The sequence below is a fragment of the Stenotrophomonas sp. NPDC077659 genome, from assembly GCF_050268705.1.
In the GTDB taxonomy this organism is placed as follows: domain Bacteria; phylum Pseudomonadota; class Gammaproteobacteria; order Xanthomonadales; family Xanthomonadaceae; genus Stenotrophomonas.
In genome coordinates this window covers 1-2,789 of record NZ_JBNNHG010000244.1, presented here as the reverse complement: position 1 = coordinate 2,789, position 2,789 = coordinate 1, and the positions used below count along the sequence as shown (strand labels likewise).

The following is a 2,789-nucleotide window of genomic DNA, read 5'->3' as shown; positions in this document are numbered from 1 at the left end:
GCCACGCCGCCGGCTGGCAGCAAGGCACCGTAAGTTCATCGGCTCACGTCGGCCGCATCCTGTCGCACGACGTGGTCGATGCCTCGACCGGCGAACTGCTGGCCCAGGCCAACGACGAAATCAGCGACGAGCAGCTGCAGGCCTTCCGCAAGGCTGGCGTCGACGCGGTGGGCACCCTGTGGGTGAACGACCTGGATCGTGGCCCGTACCTGTCCAACACCCTGCGCATCGATCCGACCAAGACCCAGCTGGAAGCCCTGGTCGAAATCTACCGCATGATGCGTCCGGGCGAGCCGCCGACCAAGGATGCCGCGCAGAACCTGTTCCACAACCTGTTCTTCACCTTCGAGCGCTACGACCTGTCCGCGGTCGGCCGCATGAAGTTCAACCGTCGCGTGGGCCGCAAGGAAACCACGGGCGAAGCCGTGCTGTACGACAGCAAGTACTTCGGCGAGCGCAACGACGAAGAGTCCAAGCGCCTGGTTGGCGCCCATGGCGACAGCTCCGACATCCTGGACGTGATCAAGGTCCTGACCGAGATCCGCAACGGTCGCGGCGTGGTCGATGACATCGACCACCTGGGCAACCGTCGCGTGCGTTCGGTCGGCGAAATGGCCGAGAACGTATTCCGCGTCGGCCTGGTCCGCGTCGAGCGCGCGGTCAAGGAGCGCCTGTCGATGGCCGAGTCGGAAGGCCTGACCCCGCAGGAGCTGATCAACGCCAAGCCGGTTGCCGCAGCCATCAAGGAGTTCTTCGGCTCCTCGCAGCTGTCGCAGTTCATGGACCAGAACAATCCGCTGTCGGAAGTGACCCACAAGCGTCGCGTCTCGGCCCTGGGCCCGGGCGGCCTGACCCGTGAGCGCGCCGGCTTCGAAGTGCGCGACGTGCACCCGACCCATTACGGTCGCGTCTGCACCATCGAAACCCCGGAAGGCCCGAACATCGGCCTGATCAACTCGCTGGCCGTGTACGCCCGCACCAACAAGTACGGTTTCCTCGAGACCCCGTACCGCAAGGTGGTCGACGGCAAGGTTCACGATGAAGTCGAGTTCCTGTCGGCCATCGAAGAAAACGAGTACGTCATCGCACAGGCCAACGCCCTGACCGATGCCAACAGCGTGCTGACCGAGCAGTTCGTTCCCTGCCGTTTCCAGGGCGAATCGCTGCTGAAGCCGCCGGCGGAAGTCCACTTCATGGACGTCTCGCCGATGCAGACCGTGTCCATCGCGGCCGCGCTGGTTCCGTTCCTGGAGCACGATGACGCCAACCGCGCACTGATGGGCGCGAACATGCAGCGTCAGGCCGTGCCGACCCTGCGTGCGCAGAAGCCGCTGGTCGGTACCGGCATCGAGCGCGCCGTGGCGCGTGACTCCGGTGTGACCGTCAACGCCCGTCGTGGTGGCGAGATCGTGCAGATCGACGCGGCCCGCATCGTGGTCAAGGTCAACGAGGAAGAGATCGTTGGCGCGACCGATGCAGGCGTGGACATCTACAACCTGGTCAAGTACACCCGTTCGAACCAGAACACCTGCATCAACCAGCGTCCGCTGGTCCAGGTGGGTGACGTCATCGCCCGCGGCGACGTCCTGGCCGACGGTCCGTCCACCGATATCGGCGAACTGGCCCTGGGCCAGAACATGCTGATCGCGTTCATGCCGTGGAACGGCTACAACTTCGAAGACTCCATCCTGCTCTCCGAGCGCGTGGTGGAAGAGGATCGCTACACCACGATCCACATCGAAGAGCTGACCTGCGTCGCGCGTGACACCAAGCTGGGGCCGGAGGAAATCTCCGCCGACATCCCGAACGTTTCCGAGCAGGCGCTGAACCGTCTGGACGAAAGCGGCGTGGTGTACATCGGTGCCGAAGTCCGCGCCGGCGACATCATGGTCGGCAAGGTCACCCCGAAGGGCGAAAGCCAGCTGACCCCGGAAGAGAAGCTGCTGCGCGCGATCTTCGGCGAGAAGGCTTCGGACGTTAAGGACAGCTCGCTGCGCGTTCCGCCGGGCATGGACGGCACCGTCATCGACGTGCAGGTCTTCACCCGCGACGGCATCGAGAAGGACAAGCGCGCCCGCCAGATCGAAGAGTCTGAAATCAAGCGCGTCAAGAAGGACTTCGACGACCAGTTCCGCATCCTGGAAGCGGCCATCTACATGCGCCTGCGTTCGCAGATCGTGGGCAAGGTGGTCAACGGTGGTGCCGGCCTGAAGAAGGGCGACGTCATCTCCGATGCCTACCTGGACGGCCTGAAGAAGGCTGACTGGTTCGCCCTGCGCATGAAGGACGAGGACGCTTCGGAAGCCATCGAGCGCGCACAGAAGCAGATCCAGGCGCACGAGAAGGAATTCGAGCGTCGCTTCGCCGACAAGCGCGGCAAGATCACCGCCGGCGACGACCTCGCCCCGGGCGTGCTGAAGATGGTCAAGGTGTTCCTGGCCGTGAAGCGCCGCATCCAGCCGGGCGACAAGATGGCAGGCCGCCACGGCAACAAGGGTGTGGTCTCCAACGTGGTGCCGGTCGAGGACATGCCGTACATGGCCTCGGGTGAAACCGTGGACATCGTGCTGAACCCGCTGGGCGTGCCGTCGCGCATGAACATCGGCCAGATCCTGGAAGTGCACCTGGGCTGGGCAGCCAAGGGTCTGGGTCGCAAGATCCAGGCGATGATGGAAGCCCAGGCGGCGGTTGCCGACCTGCGCAAGTTCCTGGACGACATCTACAACCACGACGAGCCGCTTCAGACGTCGCCTGCGAGCGCATGCGCTTGATGCCGGTCATCGTCGCCA

Annotated in this window: 1 pseudogene; it reads left to right on the top strand. The window is 64.4% G+C overall.

Features of this window, described 5'->3' with window-relative positions:
- Window positions 1–2,741: pseudogene (gene rpoB, locus ACQKDV_RS19025) on the top strand (DNA-directed RNA polymerase subunit beta); the annotation flags it as partial.
- Window positions 2,742–2,789 lie beyond the last annotated feature (48 nt).